Below are 4,559 nucleotides of genomic sequence, written 5' to 3'. Positions count from 1 at the left end.
GGCCCGCGGCGCATCTACCTGATCGGCCTGACGGTCTTCACGCTCTCCTCGCTGGCCTGCGGGCTGTCGACGAGCATCGAGGCGCTCGTCGCGGCGCGCGTGCTCCAGGGGCTCGGGGCCTCGCTCATGACGCCGCAGACCATGGCGGTGATCACGCGCATCTTCGCTCCCACCGAGCGCGGCTCGGCGATGGCGGTGTGGGGCGTGACCGCGGGGGTCGCGACGCTCGTGGGACCGATCCTCGGCGGCTTCCTGCTCGACGCGTGGGGCTGGGAGTGGATCTTCTTCATCAACGTGCCGGTGGGCGTGCTCGCGTTCGTGCTCGCGATGTGCTTCGTGCCCCGGCTGCCCACGAGCGCGCACCGCTTCGACTGGTTGGGCGTGCTGCTCAGCGCGGCCGGCATGTTCATGCTCGTGTTCGGCATCCAGGAGGGCTCCACCTACGACTGGGGTGTGATCTGGGGGCCGATCACGGTCTGGAGCCTGATCATCGCGGGCGCCGCGGTGCTCGCCCTGTTCGTGGTGTGGCAGTGGCGGCAGCGGGGGGAGCCCCTGATCCCGCTGCGCATCTTCCGCGACCGCAACTTCTCGGTCGGCACGGCCGTGATCGTGACGGTGGGCTTCGCGGTGACGAGCATGGGCCTGCCGCTGATGTTCTACCTGCAGCTGGTGCTGGGCCTCGCACCCACGCAGGCCGCGCTGATGATGGTGCCGATGGCGGTGCTCTCGATCGCGCTCGCGCGGCCCGTTGGCCTGCTGATCGACCGCCGGGATCCGCGCCGCATCCCCGTGCTCGGCCTGCTGCTCGTGGCCGCCGGCCTGCTGCTCTACGTGCTGCTGGCCGGCCCCGGCACCCCGATCTGGCTGCTGCTGATCCCGAGCGCCGTGCTCGGCCTCGGCAACGCGTTCATGTGGGGGCCGCTCGCCTCGCTCACCACCTTCGGGTTGGCGCCGGAGTACGCGGGCGCCGGATCCGGCGTCTACAACACGAGCCGGCAGGTGGGGGCGGTGATGGGCTCCGCCGCGATGGCGGCGCTCATGGAATCGCGCATCGGCGCCGAGCTCGGCGATGCCGCCGCCGGAGCCGGGAGTTTCGGCGGAGCGGGCGGAGCGGGGATCGTCGCGCTTCCCGAGCCCCTGCGCGAGGGATTCGCCGCCGCGATGGCGCAGTCGATCCTCATGCCGCTGGGCGTGATCGTCGTCGGTGCCGCCATCGCCCTCTGCTTCGGCCCGCGGCCCGCACGCACGGGCGGGGTGCGGCTGCCCGTCGAGGGCTGAGGCATCGGCGATGTCGGATCGCTCCGGCCGAGCTGGGATACTCGCTGGGGAAGCTCCTCTCGCCGAGAGGCCGGACGAAAGGCACTCGCATGATCCTCGCATTCTCCGTGGCGCCGAGCGGCGGCGGCACCCCCGACGGCTCGGTGTCCGAGGCCGTCGCGGCGGCCGTCAGGGTGGTTCGCGACTCGGGCCTGCCCCATCGCATGAGCAGCATGTTCACCGAGATCGAGGGGGAGTGGGACGACGTGTTCGCCGTCGTGAAACGCGCCACCGAGGCCGTGCTGCCCTTCGGGTCGCGGGTCTCGCTCGTGATGAAGGCCGACATCCGCCCGGGATACGAGGGCGAGCTCGACGGCAAGCTGGAGCGGCTGGAGGCCGCGATCGACCAGGCCGGCGAGTAGCCGCTATTCCGTCTCGTTCTCAAGTAAAGTCGCACGCTTACCAATTCTTGGTATCCTGGCGGTATGGCTCAGAACACCTCGATCAGCTTGGATTCGCACTTCTCGGACTTCCTCTCACGCGAGGTCTCCTCCGGCCGCTACCGGTCCGCCAGTGAGGTCATCCGCGCAGGGCTCCGGCTGCTGGAGGACCGGGAGACGCAGCTGGCGGCTCTGCGCGCCGCCCTCGTCGCAGGCGAGGAGAGCGGAGAGGCAGAGCCCTTCGACTTCGACGCCTTCGTCGCGGCGAAGAAGGCATGACCGGCTACCGTCTCACTCCTGCCGCCCGACGCGACTTCTCCTCCATATGGGATTTCACCCAGGAGAGCTGGGACGTTCGCCAGGCCGAGAGCTATGTGACCGAGATCCGGGCTGCGATAGAGCGCATCGCCGACGACCCCGGACGGGGCCGCGCCTGCGATGAGATCCGCGAGGGCTACCGCCGGTACGGCACCGGCAGTCACCTGCTCTTCTACATCGAGCGAGGCGAAGGCGTGGACGTGATCCGGATCCTGCACCAGCGCATGGACCCGACACGGCACCTGTGAACGTCGGAGTCGTCACCACGACAGTGGTCAGAACTCCCTGGTGAGCCCCGGCTCCTTCGACCGAACATCCGCCGAGATTCATCGGCGTATAGCGTCTCGGTTAACGGCCGTACTGCGTTTGTCCGCGTCGGCATTCGCAACGGCCGCAATCATCTGACCACCGCTCCTGACAGCTACTCGCCCAACAACCTCGACGACCTGCCGGACTGCTGACCTTCGTGTGAGGGGCTTCGGGAAGCCGGGCCCCTCGCGCGAAGGCGGGTACGGAACGGGCGCACGTGTGCTGGGAGGAGTGGCGCCGCAACACATCCCTCACGCGGGGCTGTTCCATCCACGAGTCCTCGTGAGAGGATCGGAAGCATCCAGATCAGAGGCGACCTGGTGCGGGCCCGTCGGGTCCCGTGCGTCGGGCGGCCGGAGATGAGGTGCGACGTGCGCGGTGTCATCCTTGCGGGGGGTTCCGGGACGCGCCTGTGGCCGATCACCCGGGGCACGTCGAAGCAGCTGATGCCCGTGTACGACAAGCCGATGGTGTTCTACCCGCTGGCCACGCTGATGGCCGCGGGGCTCCGCGAGGTGCTGATCATCACGACGCCCGAGCACAATGCGCAGTTCCGGGCGCTGCTCGGCGACGGCTCGGGCTGGGGCATGCGGCTCGAGTACGCGGTGCAGCCGTCCCCCGACGGCCTCGCGCAGGCGTTCATCATCGGCGAGGACTTCATCGCGGGGGAGAGCGCCGCGCTGGTGCTCGGCGACAACCTGTTCCACGGCACCGGGCTGGGCACGGCGCTGCAGCAGCACTCCGAGATCGACGGCGCGCGGATCTTCGCCTACCACGTGGCGAACCCCCGGGCGTACGGCGTGGTCGAGTTCGACCGCGACGGCCGGGCGCTGTCCATCGAGGAGAAGCCGGAGACGCCGAAGAGCAATTACGCGGTTCCGGGACTGTACTTCTACGACAACGACGTCGTCGAGATCGCGAAGAGCATCACGCCCAGCGCCCGCGGGGAGCTCGAGATCTCGTCGGTGAACGAGCACTACCTGCGCGCGGGGAAGCTGCACGTGCAGGTGCTGGACCGGGGCACGGCGTGGCTCGACACGGGCACGTTCGAGTCGATGATGCAGGCCTCCGACTACGTGCGGGTCATCGAGGAGCGGCAGGGGCTCAAGATCGGCTGCGTGGAGGAGCTCGCGTGGCGCAACGGCTGGATCGACGACGCGCAGCTCGCCGCGCTCGCGGAGCCGCTGGTGAAGAGCGGGTACGGGGACTACCTGCTGCGGCTGCTCGAAGGCGGGCGCTGATGCCGCGGCGGATCCTCGTCACCGGCGGGGCCGGATTCATCGGGTCGAACTTCGTGCACTACCTGGTCGAGCGCACCGACGACCGGGTGACGGTGCTCGACAAGTTCACCTACGCGGGGAACGCGGCCTCGCTGGCGGGACTGCCCGAGGATCGCGTCGCGGTGGTGCGCGGCGACGTCTGCGACGCCGCCCTGGTCGACGAGCTCGTGCCCGACGCCGACGTCGTGGTGCACTACGCGGCCGAGTCGCACAACGACAACTCGCTGCGCGATCCGCGGCCCTTCGTCGACACCAACCTCGTCGGCACCTACACGCTGCTCGAGGCGGTGCGTCGGCACGGCGCGCGCTACCACCACATCTCGACGGACGAGGTCTACGGCGACCTCGAGCTCGACGATCCCGAGCGGTTCACGGAGCGGACGCCCTACAACCCCTCGTCGCCCTACAGCAGCACGAAGGCGGGCAGCGATCTGCTGGTGCGGGCCTGGGTGCGCTCGTTCGGGGTGCGGGCGACCATCTCGAACTGCTCGAACAACTACGGGCCGCGTCAGCACGTCGAGAAGTTCATCCCTCGCCAGATCACGAACCTGCTGTGCGGGGAACGGCCGAGACTCTACGGGGCGGGCGCCAACGTGCGCGACTGGATCCACGCCGACGACCACTCGTCGGCGGTGCTGCGCATCATCGAGGCCGGCCGCATCGGCGAGACCTACCTCATCGGCGCCGACGGCGAGCGGAGCAACCGCGCGGTGCTCGAGTCGATCCTCACCGCGATGGGGGAGCCCGCGGACGCCTACGACCGGGTCGCCGACCGGCCGGGCCACGACCTGCGCTACGCGATCGACAGCACGAAGCTCCGCGAGGAGCTCGGCTGGCGCCCCGCCCTCCGCGACTTCGAGCGGGGCCTGCTGCTGACCATCGCGTGGTACCGCGACAACGAGGACTGGTGGCGGCCGCAGAAGGCCGCGACCGAGGCGAAGTACCGCGAGCTGGG

Annotated in this window: 7 protein-coding genes; all 7 read left to right on the top strand. The window is 69.7% G+C overall.

Annotation, left to right across the window (positions count from 1 at the left end; all coding sequences use genetic code 11):
- On the top strand, window positions 1–1,278 hold a 1,278-nt coding region (locus tag ACWKZU_RS01800), incomplete at its 5' end, for a DHA2 family efflux MFS transporter permease subunit (RefSeq protein WP_449280677.1).
- Window positions 1,279–1,367: 89 nt separating this feature from the next.
- On the top strand, window positions 1,368–1,679 hold the full coding sequence (locus tag ACWKZU_RS01795; RefSeq protein WP_449280676.1) for a thiamine-binding protein: 312 nt from the start codon (window positions 1,368–1,370) through the stop codon (window positions 1,677–1,679).
- Window positions 1,680–1,742: 63 nt separating this feature from the next.
- Window positions 1,743–1,976: a type II toxin-antitoxin system ParD family antitoxin gene (locus ACWKZU_RS01790; protein WP_449280675.1), complete on the top strand. Its 234-nt coding sequence runs from the start codon at window positions 1,743–1,745 to the stop codon at window positions 1,974–1,976.
- Window positions 1,973–2,263, top strand: coding sequence for a type II toxin-antitoxin system RelE/ParE family toxin (locus tag ACWKZU_RS01785; RefSeq protein ID WP_449280674.1), 291 nt, complete (start codon window positions 1,973–1,975; stop codon window positions 2,261–2,263). The genes ACWKZU_RS01790 and ACWKZU_RS01785 overlap by 4 nt, the downstream gene beginning before the upstream one ends.
- Window positions 2,264–2,329: 66 nt before the next feature.
- Entirely contained in the window at window positions 2,330–2,476 is a 147-nt protein-coding gene (locus tag ACWKZU_RS01780) for a DUF3892 domain-containing protein (protein WP_449280678.1), read from the top strand.
- A 219-nt stretch (window positions 2,477–2,695) separates the two neighbouring features.
- Complete coding sequence (gene rfbA / locus ACWKZU_RS01775) at window positions 2,696–3,565, top strand: glucose-1-phosphate thymidylyltransferase RfbA (RefSeq protein ID WP_449280673.1); 870 nt, start codon at window positions 2,696–2,698, stop codon at window positions 3,563–3,565.
- The coding region (gene rfbB, locus ACWKZU_RS01770) for a dTDP-glucose 4,6-dehydratase (protein WP_449280672.1) at window positions 3,565–4,559 on the top strand (995 nt) is incomplete at its 3' end. The genes rfbA and rfbB, both read left to right, overlap by 1 nt.

It is taken from the genome of Leucobacter sp., from assembly GCF_053528595.1.
The sequence above is the reverse complement of the archived record's forward strand: the minus strand, read 5'-3'. Positions and strand labels throughout refer to the sequence as shown.